The sequence below is a fragment of the Pseudoalteromonas sp. SG43-5 genome, assembly GCF_014164345.1.
GTDB lineage: Bacteria > Pseudomonadota > Gammaproteobacteria > Enterobacterales > Alteromonadaceae > Pseudoalteromonas > Pseudoalteromonas distincta.
The window spans coordinates 70,993-87,370 of sequence record NZ_JACJFA010000015.1 but is presented as its reverse complement, the minus strand read 5'-3'; the positions used below and the strand labels follow the sequence as shown (position 1 = coordinate 87,370).

Sequence of the window (16,378 nt, the reverse complement as noted above, 5' to 3'; positions counted from 1 at the left end):
CTTTGTAACTAAATTAGATAATGCTTAGAACGACTGCTCTAAACGTAAGTACAATGAACGACCTGTTTGATCATATAGAGACCAGTTAGAGTCTCGGTAATCACGGAAGCCATCGTAGAAGCTAGGTGCAGCTTTATCAAATAAGTTATTTACACCTAAAGCAATTTTGGTATTTGTAGGTGCAACATAGCTTACTTGAACGTTATGTTTGAAATAGCTAGGAATATCAGCATAGTAATCAACGCCGTACTCTTCATTACCCGAATCTTGAGTACCAACATAGAACATAGTCCACGTAGCTGAGAAGTCTTCATAAGCGTAGTTAATCGCTAAATCTGATTTCCATTCTGGATAATCTTGTAAGCCAGCGTAATCAAATGCATCAGATTCTGAATCAGCTACTTCTTCAAATGATAAAACTCGAGATACATTTAATGTGCTCGTAAAGTTACCAAAGTCAGTATCAAAACGGTATCTAGCTGTAAAGTCTATACCGTCAGTAGATAGCGAGCTCTTGTTCACGTAACCAGTGTACATGTAATCAATTTTACCTGTATCAGCACTACGCTCAATTGCATTTGGAGTAGAGTTTAAACCACCTTGTTCAATTTCAAGGCGAAGAAGTTCAGAATTATCTACACTATCAATTTTATCATCGTAATTGATTGAGTAATATGTTAATTCAAGCGAAAGGTTTTCAACTACATCCCAAACGAAACCTACCGTTGTAGAATCACCTGTTTCAGCTTGAAGTTCAGTATTACCACCAAACCACGTTGCAACTTGCTCACCTGCATCAGCACAATAACCATCAGTTTCTTGTCCTGGGTTAGCAGAACACCAAGCTGTATCACGAACAGTTGGGAAGCTTAATGCGTAAGATTGGAACATCTCACCCATGTTTGGAGCACGGAATGACTCCCCCCAAGAACCACGAAGTAATAAAGTATCTGTTGGACGCCAAGTTAAACCAACTTTTGGTACAAATTTGTCAAACGTAGTACTTTTTTTACCAAGATTTGTTGTACCACTTTGCTCATACTTTTCGTATCGACCAGCAACTGTCAAATCAACATCATGTGGGAAAGAAGCTTGTACTTCAAAGTAAGCAGCTGTACGGTCACGATCTGCATAAACATCATCACCACCTGAACCACCAGAAATAAATCCATTCGCTGATTCTGGATCACTGATTTGGGTAAAATCAATTTGCTCAAATTCACCACCAACAACACCGGCAACTACAAATTCACCATCATCTAGTAATGTCGTTGAAATTAGACCATCGATTTGTTTACTTTCGTAACGACCTTCATAAGTACCTGTATGATTTGCTTCTTGATAAAGCTCACCCATACTTGTGCTCCAGTCATCGTAACTCATGCCTGATACGTTAAATACATCGTACTCACCAGTATCAATTGCCGCTTGGAAGGCAACGTCATTAACTAGGTTTTTACCAAATGAGTTAGTTTTTGAAACACTGTTTTGGAAGTTTACTTCCCAATCAAGACCATTACCAAGATCGGTAAAGCCTTCAAGGCCAACTAAAATATCTGTTGTTGTAACTTCAGTTGTTGTATCACGGTTACCAATTGGCACAGCTCGAGTAAAAATGCGTACATCTTCATCTGATGGGCTATATTGGTTATCTGCACTCATGTAAATAGGCGTAGTAGATACTGGTGTACCAGCATAACGTGCATCTGTTTCATTGAAGCTAGCCATCGCACGACCAATGAAACGAATATTGTCTGTTAGTTCATAAGTGAAGTTAGACAAAAATGAGTTTTTGTTTGTATCAGGGTAAAACTTAGTTACTTCACCGTAGTTATATGTACAACGGCCATTACCATCAGCATCAATAGTATTTACAGTATTAGGTTCTGCATCACATAGATCTGAATTTGCATGGTAGCCTGTGCTATCTAAATAGTTAGATACTGGGCTGTACGAGCTGTATGCACCGTAAGTTTCATCATCTAGTGCCCATATATCTCTATCGTAAATAGCATCGCTTTCAGAGTGTTCGAAAGTGAAAACAATATTACCTTTTTCAGCAGTAAAACCTGACGATACAGAGAAAGTACTGCTATCACCGCCGTCAACACTTGGTTGATTAAATTCATATTTAAGATTTAAACCGTCGAAATCTTTTTTAGTGATGATGTTAATTACACCAGCAACCGCTGCAGAACCATATACTGCAGAAGCACCATCACGTAAGATTTCGATACGCTCAACGATAGCCATTGGAATTAGAGAAGTATCTGCAGATGCACCAGAAGAAGTACTTGTTCCAGGCATACGACGGCCATCTAATAATACTAGAGTCGCATCAGAACCTAAACCACGTAAGTTAATACTTGAAGTTGCAGAAGAACCTGCGCCGTAGCCAGAAACACCAGTCCAAGAACCGAATGAGTTTGAAGATAAGTTGTTAAGTACATCTCCTACAGATGGCTCACCTGACAAGTTAATATCTGCTGCAGTAATAACTGTTACTGGAGAGCTATTTTCAAGATCAACCTGTTTAATACGAGAACCAGTTACTTGAATACGTTCTACTTTATCTGCGCTTTCTTCAGCTGCGAATGAACTAGCCGAAAATGCAGCTGTAGATGCCGCGCCAAAAGCTATCGCTAAGCGAACCGCTTTTGAGATTTTATTATTTAACATTGGATTACCCCTAGAATATTTTTTAATTATTTTGTTTTCAAAACGGTCTGCAATTCATCACAGTACCTATTTCGATTTGAATAGTAGGCCCAACTCAAGCAAAAGGTCAACACTTTGACAACGAAAAAACACATTAATTTACAACAACTTAAAGAAACAAAAAACTAACACGTTGCAATATTATCACTATTAACCAAGGAGCAATATTCAACTTTTTGGAGCTATGCTAAGAAAATGAAATTAAATGTAAACAAACCTTGAAAGTGAATTAACATTTGTAGATTATGGTGTTTCTAACAAACAAAGGAATTGCTATGAAAACTCACCTCGTATGTATTTTAATACTCACTATCTCATTCTCGGCTTTCGCTGACTTAAAAGAACTTCCGGAAGAATTTTCAGATTTTAGTTTAAATAGAGATATTACTGTCTCATATGATGACTTAGATACTCTTCTAAGTTTTACTGTAATTGATACTGGAGCATCAGATCGTTCCAAACTAAATTCTCAAGCCTCCATCGGTACAAGAATGAAGTCGCATAAAAATAACGACACAGCATTAGAAGCAAATCGTTTCTTCTTTGAAGAAGTAACAAAATCAGAGATTAAAGACGGTTTTTATAAGATCAGAGTTAGCCTAGAAAGTCTGCCAAATGAAATCTCACTTAACGAACTCAGCCTTGATGAGCAACTTGCTTATTGGTTAAACCTTTACAATACAGCCATGTTAGAAAAACTAATCACACACTATCCTATTCGCGATACAGAAGATTTACTCTTTGGCAGCAATTCAATTTTAGAGGATGAGTTTTTAAATGTTGCTGGCCATAAACTTTCTTTAAACGACATACAACAAAATATTGTTTTTAAAAAGTTTGGTATAAAAAAACCAATAGTTATGTATGGGTTTTATCAAGGAAATATAGGAAGTCCTAACATTCGTGCCGAAGCATATAAAGGAAACAAGGTTTATCATCAATTAGTTGAAAACGCTGAAGAATTCGTCAATTCAAATAGAGGAACTAGTATCAAGCGAAAAAATCGCCTTTATGCCTCTAAGTACTATGAGCAAGTTAAACCATTATTCGAAAACTTCGAGAAAGATTTACGAGAGCACCTAAAAGACTATGCAAACCCGCCAATGAGCTCTGATATAAAATATGCTAAGAGCTTTAAAATAGGTATTGAAGATTGGAGAATCACTGATATTTATGGCACAGAGCGAAAGTTTGGTGGCGCAGCGTCAACAAATCCTGCCGCCATGCTCAATGCTGTTGCAAATAACTCATCAAAACCAATAGGAGCTGATGGCGCAGGTTCAGGACTAGGTGCTGTTAACATAAGCTTTTTATCTAATTCTATTTCGGAGAAAACGATGGACTTTGGCCGCTTTTCTCCAGAAATGCTCGAAAAAATTAGAGCTCTCAAGCTAAAAGAAACTGATAATAGTGGCTCTGTAAAAATAAAAGACCTTTAATAAATTTTATTATTTAACTTTAAAAAACACCCTGTTAACATGGTACGAAAAATAGGGTGTTTTATGTCTAACTTTCTTAACTCTGCGCTCGCTGCTTATAATTCACGCCAATATAACCAAGCTATTCTTTTTTTAAACAAATGTGATATTAAAACTGTTGATTGGTATATTTTACTTGCCGCTACATATAGCGCACTTAACCAAAATGAAAATGCCGAACAAACATATTCTTACGCAGTAAATAAGTTTCCTTCATCCCTCCCTCTAATTGAAAACTATACAAACTTGCTGTGCAGAACTGCTAAACATTCGTTATGTTTAAACTTTTTAAAAAACACAAGGTATTTGGCATTAAGCAAAAAGGTATCTCTGAATTTTATAGAAAGCTTGATCAAAACCAACCAGTTGTTACAAGCAAAAAAGGAACTTTCTAAAACCGTATCTGATGAAACCTTAAAAGAGAGATATCACTGGTTAAAGCTTGAATTACTAGAACGTTTGGGTGACTTAGAATTAGTTGAAAGCTATTACCTCTCTTTACCTGCCGATTTAAAAAATCAATTTTTATTTAAATATAAACGTGCTTGTAATTTTCGCAATATGGGTAAATTCGACAATGCTTTAGATATATTTTTAATGCTAAGCGATAAGCAGAACAAGTATAGCCCCGAGGTTAACTTTTTGATTGGCTGTACTTACTATGATTTACTAAAGTTTGAGCTCTGTGAGCAGTATTTAAAACGATGTCTTGAACAGGCTCCTAACTATATACCTGCGCATGAGTGTTTAAATAAATTATACTGGGATCGTGCAAACAAATCAGCCCTTATGAGCTCCTACAATAGTACATTCTTAAATCATGCTAAAAACCCACAACTAGTTCAATCACAACTAGCTCAGCTTTTACATTTTAAAGATTTTAATCAAGCCCTTGATGTATCTTCACAAGCAATTAGGCTCTTCCCTGATAACTTAGACATAAAACATGCTCATGGCATCATTTTAGGTAAGCATGGGCAAAGTGATAAAGCATTCATTATATTAGATGAGCTTGTATCACAGGCTCCCCAATCAGCAAGATATAGTGTAGATTTGGCAAACTACTGTATTGAAAATTTTGAATATAAAAAAGCAATATTGCACTTAAACACTGCAGTTAAACACAACCCTTTTAATCAAGAAATCTGGGCTTATTTATCCACAGCTTGGCGCTTAGCTAAAGACGATAAATATCATTGGTTAACTAATTACGATATGTTTGTTAAAACAATGGCTCTACCTACGCCTAAAGGCTACAAGTCGTTTGACTCTTTTGGGAAAGATCTCAAGGAACTATTACTTACTTTACACACTAAAGAACAAGACCCGCTTGATCAAAGTGTTCGAAGAGGAAGTCAAACTGAAGGACACTTACTCTATCGCTCAAATACGTTACTCTCATTATTTAAGCAGTCAATGGAGTCATGTATATCTACTTACTTAAATGATTTACCAGCAGATAGTATGCACCCATTAACGGCAAGAAATAGCCTAAACTTTACTGCCAAAGGCAGCTGGTCAGTAAAACTAGAAAATGGAGGATATCATGCCAATCATATTCATCCTCACGGTTGGTTGTCAGCACCCAGCTATATTTCTATACCTGATGAAATGAGTAAAAATGATCCACTTAAAAATGGCTGGTTAAAGTTAGGAGAAACATGTCTTGATCTAGGAAAAAGAGAATTAATAGATCGCGAGATATGCCCTGAAAGTGGACAAATTATCATTTTTCCTAGCTATATTTGGCATGGCACAAATGAGCTTAAAAGCGATAGACCTCGCTTAACAATACCTAGCGATATTATGCCAATTGGTTAATCTAGTTGATTGAAATTCAAACTAGTGCTATAAAAATAAACAAAAACAAAGGATTGATCATGATAAAATGCTTGCTACTTATAATCGCTATTATTTTTATTCCAGTGAAAGCTGAAGAATTCTCTTTACCCGAAGAGTTTTCAGATTTTGGCTTAAATAGGGATATAAGCATATCTTATGAAGACCTAGACCAACTTCTAGAGTTAACCGTTATTGACATGGGTTTATCTGATAGGACTATTCTAAAACCAATAGTAGGTAATGGCACAAGGTTACGGTCTAATAGAGACAGAGATACGGCTTTAGAGGCTAACCGCTTTTATTTCGAAGAAGTTGTAAAATCGGATATTAAGCTAGGTTTTAAAGTAATTCGCCAAAGCCTAGAAAAAGTACCTGAAGAAGTCCCTTTAAACGCATTAACCTTAGATGAGCAATTAGCTTATTGGCTAAACTTATATAATACAGCCATTATTGAAAAGTTAATTGAACATTACCCAGTTCGAAATGCAAAAAAATTACTCGAAGGGGAAAACTCAATACTAAACGATAAATTTATAAATGTTTCAGGTCATACCTTGTCACTTAATAATATTCAACATGATATCGTTTTTAAGAAATTTGGGAATAAGAAAATAGTAATGTATGGCTTCTATCAAGGGATAATCGGAAGTCCGAATTTACGTAACGAAGCTTACACAGCTGATAAGGTATATAAACAACTTTCAGGTAATGCTGAAGAGTTTGTAAACTCCAACCGAGGCGTTCAAGTTAAAAGAAATCGTCTAAACGTTTCTATTTTTTATGATCAAGCAAAAATTTTATTTCCTGACTTTGAGAACGATCTACTAAAGCATATTTTAAACTATTCTGATTCTTCTATTAACTCACAAGTAGAAGATTCGGAAGAATTAATTCTAGCTATTGAGGACTGGAATGTAACCGACATATACGGCACTGAGCGCTCATTTGGTGAGGGTAATGCCACCAACAAAGCGGCCTTACTCAATGCCGTAGCAGCCAATAGTAACGTGCCTGGTGCAGGCGCTATGAACCTTAGCTTCCTAAGCGATATGTTATCCTCTAAAGTTAGCTCTCAATCTCGCTTTTCACCTGCAGTATTAGACAAAATTAATAAGCTTCGTCTCAAGAAAAAAATCAATAGTAGTAGTGTTAAAATAAAAGACTTACCCACTAAATAATTAAATTGTATTCAGCGCTCTATTGAGTGCTGAATACTCTCAGTGATTAATCTAATACATTATTAAACTCTTCAAAATCAGAAATAGATAAGCTTTCTTTAATATACCTACTGAAATTTTTATATCTTCCCGATGAAGATGTATAAAGAGGCTTTCTCACCTGCCAAACACTAGCAGTACTTACAATATTTTTTTGTTGATGAAATAAACCGCTTTCACCTTGATATTTTACGCCTAAAAATTCGAACAGAGGCAATAATACCCCCTCGGGCTTTGAAACAAGTTCATCATAATTGACTGTAAAAATATCATTAGGATACTTTTTTAGCCAATGTGCTTTAACACGCTGCTGCGCTTTATGATAGTGCACTGTATCATTCAGTGCGGTCGCATAATTCAAACTTGGGCCTAAATGTTGAAAGTAAGCTGATAAACTGTTATCTCTAATATCGCGCTGTGTCCAAATAACTTTTGCTTCAGGGTACATCATTTTAATTATATCAATGTATAAGTAGTTCTCAGGCCGTTTATCAGTAACAATACTACTTTTTCCCGCTCTTAACTTTAATTCTTTCTCATAACCTTGCTGAAATAATGTTGAGTTAACCGTGCTTGACAGCACTTTAGGCTTATCAATTAGATTGAATAGTTGCTTATGCAAGTAATCAATCTCTCCTCCATTGCTAATCACCTCAGAAGTGCAAATTATTTGTTCTATTAAGGTTGAACCAGACCTAAACATGCCACAAATAATAATTGGAACAATATCGCCAGTCTTACTTTTTACGTTACTAAGCTCTCTTGCTAGTGTGTTACTTACTTGATGTTCAATATCAACTCTGTTGTATTGCGGGATATATTTTCGATTAAAACTATTGGCTTTAGTATAATAAGACCATGATTTTTCATAATCTTTGCTATCGTCAAAAGCTTTTCCAAGCGCATAATACATATCAGCTTTTAACACATCACCTTCTGTAGCTTCTAAAATAGATAGGCTTTTTAGTTCGTATTCTAACGCTTCTTTTTTATTAAATGTTTGTATATCAGCAATTCTCGCATGCGCCAGACCATATAAAGGATTTATCTTTAATACCTGATTAAAGCTCTTTAAACAGTTTTGCTTATCACCAAGCTGCTCATATATATTAGCAAGATTAAAATAGGCATTAATTTTATTTGGTTCAACTGTAATTGCCTGCTGTAAATAATTAGTCGCAGTCCCATAATCAATTAAAAGCTCAGAGTAGACGGATGCTAACTCCACATAAGCGGTATATATGTCGTGGTAACCAAGCTCGATAGCTGCTAAGAAAGATGTACTTGCAAGAATACCATTGCCATCTTTTTTTGCCATTTCACCCAATTGAAAATACGACATTGCGCTATCCGGTACTATTTCAGTGTATTTTTTAAGTAAGTCTATTGCTAAAGAGAATTCATTACTGGCGGCATATAACTGACAAAGAGTATTTACATAATCGAATTTTTTGGGGGCTAATGAAATGAGTCTTCTACAAACTTCCTTACTTTTTAGTAAATCTCCTTCATTCATAGCTACTTTAAACAATACAGCTAAAGCTTGCTCATTAACTTCAGGGTTGTCGCATAAACCTTCTAGGGTTGCTTTTCCTGCCACAATCTTTCCACTATTCAATTGCTGTATTGCAAACAGTAAACTTTCTTTTACCGATTTCATTTTTTCCCCATAAAAAAAGCGAGCCTAAGCTCGCTTAATATACATTAATTAATTCAAATTAGAATTTTAATGAAAGGCTCGCATGGAAGTAACGACCTAACGAATCGTAGTAACCAGCAATAGCATTTGCGTTTGTTGATAATGAACCACCAACTAGAGGTGCCTCTTTATCCATAACGTTGTTAACACCTACTAATAAAGACGTGTAATCATTAATAGTAAATGTACCTTTAAGGTCAATATAGCTTTGTGAGCTAATACCGTCGTCTTGTACTAATGTATCAGCACCAGTGTAATCGTTTACACCGCTGAAGAAACGCCATTTAGCAGTAGCTCTCCACCAGCTGCCCGTGTCGTAGCTAGCAGATACAACATGACGCCATTCTGGTTGAGGGAAACAACCGTTATCTAATGAGTCAACACAGTCATATACTTCACTTACACCAGGAATATTATCAAATTCCTTAGTTAACATGTAGGTACCAATGATACTAGTTTTTAATGTACCTTCAGCAATTTCCATATCGTAGTTTGCGCTTAAATCGATACCTTCGTAATGGATATTACCTAAGTTAGTATTTGTAGCAACAACTTGGCCAGAACCTATCCAAAGGCTACCACTACCAGGTGTACGGTCTACGTTATCACAAAATACAGCCGCGCCGCTTTTACCACATTGTGTAACTAGAATTTCTGGGTCAATATTACCAATCGCGTCTTCAAGTTCAATATCCCAGTAATCGATTGAGAAGTTGAAGTTTTCAAATGGGTTACCAACAACACCTAAAGTAATAGTATCAGCAATTTCTGGAGATAAATCTGGATTACCACCAAACAGAGCATTATATTGATCCGCAGGGCTCTTACCTACATTGCCATACTGACTTGCAGAAACACCTGTATTTGCACACTCAGCAGCTGTTAGGCTTGGTGTACCAGCACATGGATCAGTACCGGCCCATAAACCAGTGCTTTGTTGAGCGAATAGCTCACCATTGTTTGCTGCACGAACTGCACGGTTGTAGCTTGAACGAATTTTCCAATCGCCTGTTACATCCCAGTTCATTGCCACTTTATAAGTCGGCTCAGCACCTGAAGTGCTATAGTCTGACCAACGGTAGCCTAATTCAACAAGTAAACTTTCAACTAACGGTAAATCTTCAACGATTGGTAGGCTAAGCTCACCAAACACTTCACGTACTTGATAACCACCATTTAAACTCTTAGTAGTACCACCTTGGCCTAGTAATAGACCTTGTGCAAATACTTCATCAGCTGTTCTACTGAATGTTTCTTCACGATACTCTGCACCAAATACTGCAGCAACTGGGTACTCTGAAGATGGAAGTGAGAAATCGAATTCGCCAGTAACAAAACCACTTACAATCAATTGCTCAGTAACACCGTTCAAGATTGCCGTACCAGTAAGTGACCCTGCAGCTTCTTCTGTTACACCATCAAACTGAAAAACATCGTACGGAATACAACCAGAAGTCGCGCTACAATCTTCACCATTTGCTGATAAAGCGGTGATTATACGCGGACCAAAGAAATCATTTTCATATGCTGAAGAAGATGAAGTTGAACCGTATTGAGCAAATGCTTCGTAAGACCAAAGGTCGTTAATTTCGCCTTTACTACCTAACACTAAACGGAAAGAGTTATGTTCAAGGCTGTCTGCACGAGGGCCACCTTCAACGTTACGCTTACCAATATAAGTTGCAAACTGATCACCAGAAGTCAATCCAAAGCGCTCAGTTAGTTGTGCACGTTGTGTATCATTTAATAATGGGCTATCAAAATCAATTGAGTAATTATCATTAAAGAACGTACCAGACTCAGCAATCTGCGCTGTAGTGCGGTTACGCATAAACATTGCTTCCATGAACGGACGGAAGCTATCATTGATTTCGTAGTTAGCAAACATACCTAATGTATGACGTTCATCAGGACGCATAAAGTGGTTAATTGGCGCGTAGTTATATGTATTACCAACTGAAGGAATAAAGCTGCTATCTTGACCTAGAGTCCAGTATTCGTACTGGCCTTCACCAAAGTCTACAACACCGTCAGCGTTAGGAGCTGAGATATAAAAGTTAGGGTTAACAGCATTACCTGAACCACCACAAGCTGTACCAGCAGCATTTAGAGCACAAGATGAGTAATCACGTGCACCTTGGCGTAATTCATTTTGTCTGTTGTAAGTAAAGTAAGCTACTGCATGACCCCTACCACTATCAAATGCACCACCTAGAGTCGCTGCAAAATCAAATGACGCGCCATCAAGACCCGTATTACCTTCTTCATATTCAAAGCCAGCATCATCCATTAGGCCTTGCATGTATTCATTATCGTTATTATGTTGGTAAGCAGTTGTACCTACATTAACTTCAAAACCCTCAAACTGATCGTTCATTACAAAGTTTACAACACCAGCAACAGCGTCTGCACCGTAAGTAGATGAACCACCACCAGTCATTACATCTACGCGTTTAATTAGCGCAGCAGGAATTTGGTTAATATCAGCTGATTGTGTGTAAATACCACCAGCTTGCATACGACGACCGTTTACAAGAACAAGAGTACGCTGAGAACCCATACCACGTAAATCAAGAGTTGCAGTTCCCGAAGCACCATTTGATTGGAAAGAAGTATTAGACGCTTCTAGTTGCGGTAAGCTATTCATCATGTCTTCAACACGAGTAAAACCTGCAACAGCAATTTCTTCAGCAGTTGTTACTTGCACTGGGCTAGCTGTTTCCATATCTGTACGTTTGATACGTGAACCAGTAACTTCAATTCGTTCAACCTTATCAACTTTTTCTTCATCAGCAGCAAACGAACTTGCTGAAAAAGCAGCTGTTGAAGCTGTACCGAAAGCTATCGCTAAGCGAACTGCTTTTGAAACTTTATTATTTAACATTTGATTCTCCCAGAATACTTTATATTTTTTATATTTTTTGCTTGATTACCATTTGTTAATAAATGGTAATCATACGTTATGATAATACCAGCAACACAACGTGGTCAACATAAAATTAACTTATTGTTAATTACCAACACTTTCAAAGCTAAAGCATTACAATTTTAAAATCAAAAAATTTACATTGGTATTATTAAATAGCGCCATTACTGCATTAAGGGAAATTATAAAAAAGGGGGGATTGAATTCACAAAGGTTAACTTTTAGCTCACGGTAACTTAAAAGAGAGAGGTTTGAGAGCTCTTTGATAGCGTCACTTCCATAGCACTAAAAATCATTTCGGCTATTGGGTCTAATTGTTTTTTTATATACAAAGGATAATTCAGTCTTTTATTTGTATCACTGAGCTCTGGTCCATCAAATGTGTAAACATACTCTATAATTTGCCCTCGTTTCACCTCAAAGTTTGGGTTCTGGGCTTTATATTTTTTAACTGCTTGGACATGTGGTGGAATATTCTTTTTATATTCAGTTAAATTTTGTCCTAACCTTTTTCTATAAATTAATTTATCGTCAAATTCTCCATTTTGTAAACGCCTAGAGTAAGAATTAACTAACTCCTCTAAAAGGCTTATTTTATAGTCACTACTGAACAAAGCTTCAAACAACTCTACTTGAAACTCTTGAGCGAACTCAGTCCAATCACTTCGAACTGCTTCAACACCTTTAAATACTAGCTCATTGTGATTTTTATTAATTTTTTGACCTACATATCGTTTTTTAGAGCCCATCGTTTTCCCCCTAATTGTAGGCATAAAAAAAGGACTGTATAAGGTTTCAAATTCAATCTCCAAAAAGCTCTCTAAGTCGTGCTTCTGACTAATTTCTTGTACCCACTGTTGATTGATATTAATAGCTAATTGTTTACCAATTTCATCGCATTGAAGCGTATTCAAACCGTCATCCAAAGTAATGAATATTGAATCTGTATCGCCATAAATTACATTGTACCCACACTCCTCTATCCATTTTTTTGTGGTTTGCATTATATCGTGCCCACGTAGTGTGATTGAACTTGAAAGACGTGGATCGTAAAAGCGACACCCCCGAGAACCAAGCACTCCATATAAGCTATTCATAATAATTTTTATAGCCTGCGATAACATAGGTTTTTGGCTATCTTTTGCTTCTTGTCTTGTTATTGATAGAGTTTTTATAAGGGCTGGTAAATGATTTTTATGTCTTGAAAAAAGTGCATTATTATATCCTGGAATTGCATCTTTTGGATTGAGCAACCCCTCAATTAAACCAAGAGGGTCTATACAAAAAGTACGCATAATTGATGGATATAAGCTTTTAAAGTCGAGTACAAGTACATTTTTATAAAACCCCGGTTTTGAAGACATTACATACCCTCCAGGACTATCAAAACTTAAGCCATGATCTCCTAAATTAGGTGCAACATAACCACTTCGGTGAAGTAAGGGCAGATAAAGGTTAACAAATGAAGCGACTGAACCGCCCATTCTATGAAGTTCAAGCCCCGTTAATTGACTCCTAACAACAGCAAAATCAAGTAAATTTAATTTGTTAAAAATACGTAGAACCAGTACGCAATCTTGTCTATTGTATTTCGCAAGGGATAACTTATTATCATTAAATTGGCGTTCAATTTCTGCTAGCTGGTCACTTGAACTGATGAACTTTTTCTCACCAAGCTCCTTAGCAGCTACATTTGACAGGCTAAAGCTATCATAGTGGTAGGTCGCATTTTTTAACGTGTCTATACCGTCTATAACAACTCTTCCTGGTATAGTTAATCGAGTATAATGGCCTACTCGTAATTTTATTTTTTCGTTATTACGTCCAAGACGCAATTCTATACCTAGAGTTTCAGCTCTGGAGTGAAGAACAGAAAAATCAAACTCAATGACGTTCCAACCAATAATAAGATCTGGATCTGTTTTTGCTATAAAGTGCTGTAATTTTTGTAAAAGATCGATTTCATCAACACACCATATTATTTCAATTGCATCACTATATTTAATAGGACTGCCAATCATTAATACACAATCAATGCCATGACCGACCAAACCAATGGAAAATAATACCCCTTCTCCATTGCACTCGATGTCTAAAGAAACTGTTTTAAACTTAGGATTTACATCTGGGTTATTTTTAAATTGGCAATTGGTTAACAGCCTATATCCGTCTTTATGTGTAATATCTCCTCTCACCCATGTGGAGCCTTTAATAAATCGCTCCATTAAAAAGCGATCTATAGGGCGTATGTCATCTTCGTATGTCACAATGCCCTCTGCGCTTAGAGCTTTTAACGCATTGTAGTAATGTTTAAGTGATTTAAAGTAGCAACCAGCCACAGTCCCCTGCTGAAAATCTTTTAATTCTATAGGGACAATTTCAAAAGAAACATCTGAGAGCCGCAGTACTTTTTCTACCGTCGCTTTATCCTTTAACTTGATAAAAAAAACAACTGACTCTGGTAAGCTAATTGCTTTTAATGGCCCTTTTTCAGTTAAAAGCCAAATAACAAAACTTACGCCCAAAGGTGAATCAACTGTTTCTGTAGAGAGAATAAACCCCGAGTCTAAGTGCATTAATGAAATAAGCCTTGTAATAAAAAACGACAAAAATAAAATTTGTAAAGCAGGTTATATTTTATTTCTTTCTAAGTTAGTCTTAAGAAAAAATAATATGAGCATTCAATGAGCCCTTCTGAAATTATCCAACACGCTAATAATCTCCTTCAACAAAACAAGCTTCAACAAGCCAAAAAAATAATATTATCTTTAATTCAAACTGCACCAGAGCACCATCAAGCTTGGCAAGTATTAGCCCAAGTACATCGACAGTTAAAAGAGCAAGAGCAATACCAACAAGCCATTAAACAATATGAGATGATTGCTTGGTTTAACCAACGTTTAGATAAAGCGAATCAGCATCTATTAAACAAAGAATTAAAACCAGCAGAAAACATTGCCCATGAGTTGCTCAAGCTTGTAGCGAATGAATACCGTGTTTTAGTGTTATTAAGTAAAATAGCTTTTCAGGCAAACGACTTAAAAACGTATTTGGCTATTACTTCTCATAATATAAATATAAATAGCACAAAATCAGCCGCTTATGATGCGCACATTGAAGCATTATTTAATACAAAGCAATATTTAGAGCTAATCTCTTTTTATAATAGGTCGACCAAATTAGTTACTTTACTACCACAATCCCAAAGTCTACTCGCTGCTGCCTATGTAAAAATGATGGACTTCAAAAATGCATCTCTAAATTACCAATCTTTGTTAAATAAAAATTATTACCCCGCATATTGCAATTTAAGACTTGGAAACATAGAAAAGATAATTGGCAATAACCAAAGTGCTATTGCGTACTATTGCAAAACAATAAAACTAGCTCCCCATATCGGCGAAGCCTATTGGAACTTAGCAAACTTAAAAACATATACTTTCACTCAGCTCAATATAGCTAATTTAGAACAGCAGATAACAATAGACTCAAATAAATTAAATAGAGCACAACTTCACTTTGCTTTAGCTAAAGCATATGAACAACATAGCAGATACGAAGATGCCTTTTTGCAGCTAAGAATAAGTAACGATTTACAAAAGTCACTTACCCCTTACATTACTAATGACTTTAATGAGCGCTGTAAAAAATACCTAACCAAAAAAGTAGCCAATACAGTACATTCCTCAACCGAAAATGAAGTCCAGCTGATATTTATTGTAAGCTTGCCTAGAAGTGGCTCTACACTTATTGAGCAAATACTGGCATCGCATAGCCATGTTGACGCTAGCTATGAATTATCAGAAATCAATTCTATTGCAGTAGAGTTAGAAAACCTTCAGATAAAAAGCAACGTACCTTATAAGCTAAATAGTTTGACTCAAGAGCACTTGGCAACATTAGCCAAACGCTACTTAAAATTCATTGAACCTTTTCGCAATAACAAGCCTTACTTTATTGATAAACAACCAGTCAACTTTCAACATATTGCTCTTATCAAAACTTTATTCCCTAATGCAAAAATAATCGATGTACAACGAGATAAAAAAGCGACTGCATGGAGCCTTTATAAGCACTCATTTTCACAAGGCCATAGTTATAGCTACGATCAGGAAGATTTAGCTCACTACATGAATGAATATTATAAGCTGATGACACATTGGCATAGCGTATATCCTGACGAAATATATACAATTAATTATGAAAGCTTAATAAACAACTTCACTGAAACGGTTAATGATTTATTTGAACATTGCAATTTAGTAGTAGAGCAAGCGTGTTATGAGTTTTATAATAACCAACGCCCTGTTTTAACTCCCAGTTCAGAACAAGTACGTAAGCCAATTTACAAAGAAGCGCTGACTGACTGGAAAAAATATGCAAATCATCTAACGCCACTGCTTAATAGGCTAAATTAGTAAACAAGCTGCTTGTAGTTACACTCTTATAACTCTAAAATCCATAGCACTGTAATTATATACATACTTTAGGTAAATCA

Annotated in this window: 8 protein-coding genes; 4 read left to right on the top strand and 4 right to left on the bottom strand. The window is 36.1% G+C overall.

The genetic code is table 11. From position 1 onward, the window contains the following. Positions 1–24 precede the first annotated feature (24 nt). A complete protein-coding gene (locus tag H5161_RS15040) occupies positions 25–2,679 on the bottom strand; it encodes a TonB-dependent receptor (RefSeq protein WP_182769588.1) in 2,655 nt (884 codons plus the stop codon). A gap of 314 nt (positions 2,680–2,993) precedes the next feature. Here H5161_RS15040 and H5161_RS15035 point away from each other — a divergent pair, with 314 nt between their 5' ends. The 3 genes from H5161_RS15035 (at position 2,994) to H5161_RS15025 (ending at position 7,216) form a co-directional block, all read left to right on the top strand. Next, positions 2,994–4,157 (top strand): DUF547 domain-containing protein, encoded by a 1,164-nt coding sequence (locus H5161_RS15035; RefSeq protein WP_182682303.1) that lies wholly within the window; start codon positions 2,994–2,996, stop codon positions 4,155–4,157. 63 nt (positions 4,158–4,220) lie between these two features. Continuing rightward, positions 4,221–6,017, top strand: a complete 1,797-nt coding sequence (locus H5161_RS15030; protein WP_182769587.1) for a putative 2OG-Fe(II) oxygenase — start codon at positions 4,221–4,223, stop codon at positions 6,015–6,017. A gap of 5 nt (positions 6,018–6,022) precedes the next feature. After that, complete coding sequence (locus H5161_RS15025; RefSeq protein ID WP_182716175.1) at positions 6,023–7,216, top strand: DUF547 domain-containing protein; 1,194 nt, start codon at positions 6,023–6,025, stop codon at positions 7,214–7,216. Between the two features lie 46 nt (positions 7,217–7,262). Here H5161_RS15025 and H5161_RS15020 read toward each other — a convergent pair whose 3' ends face one another. The 3 genes from H5161_RS15020 to H5161_RS15010 form a co-directional block, all read right to left on the bottom strand. Continuing rightward, positions 7,263–8,915 (bottom strand): sulfotransferase, encoded by a 1,653-nt coding sequence (locus H5161_RS15020; protein ID WP_182769586.1) that lies wholly within the window; start codon positions 8,913–8,915, stop codon positions 7,263–7,265. Between the two features lie 58 nt (positions 8,916–8,973). Further along, on the bottom strand, positions 8,974–11,838 hold the full coding sequence (locus H5161_RS15015) for a TonB-dependent receptor domain-containing protein (RefSeq protein WP_182716177.1): 2,865 nt from the start codon (positions 11,836–11,838) through the stop codon (positions 8,974–8,976). A gap of 278 nt (positions 11,839–12,116) precedes the next feature. Then, complete coding sequence (locus tag H5161_RS15010) at positions 12,117–14,456, bottom strand: DNA polymerase II (protein ID WP_182769585.1); 2,340 nt, start codon at positions 14,454–14,456, stop codon at positions 12,117–12,119. Between the two features lie 108 nt (positions 14,457–14,564). Here H5161_RS15010 and H5161_RS15005 point away from each other — a divergent pair, with 108 nt between their 5' ends. After that, a complete protein-coding gene (locus H5161_RS15005) occupies positions 14,565–16,298 on the top strand; it encodes a tetratricopeptide repeat-containing sulfotransferase family protein (protein ID WP_182712601.1) in 1,734 nt (577 codons plus the stop codon). The last annotated feature ends 80 nt before the right edge of the window (positions 16,299–16,378 follow it).